Annotated in this window: 1 protein-coding gene; it reads right to left on the bottom strand. The window is 45.2% G+C overall.

Going from position 1 to position 210, the window contains the following annotated elements:
• The coding region (locus tag HC752_RS25095) for a hypothetical protein (protein ID WP_342029507.1) at nucleotides 1-210 on the bottom strand (210 nt) is incomplete at both ends.

Here is a 210-nt window from a genome sequence, read left to right on the forward strand (position 1 = left end):
CAAAAGCTTCAAACCGACAAACAACGCGTGGCATTTTTGGTTTGCGGTGATTTTCGTGTTTAAGGCGTAATGCGGCGGCTTGATTTGTGCGTTGTCTGCGGTTTAAGCTGGCGTTATAGCGCTTTGATGATTCAAGGGTTGTCAGGTTCTCGAAAGTTGCTGGCTTCTGTGTTTTTGAGTTCGATTCCTCAACCTGAATCAAGGTGTTAA

This window comes from Vibrio sp. S9_S30, from assembly GCF_014694455.1.
Lineage (GTDB): Bacteria > Pseudomonadota > Gammaproteobacteria > Enterobacterales > Vibrionaceae > Vibrio.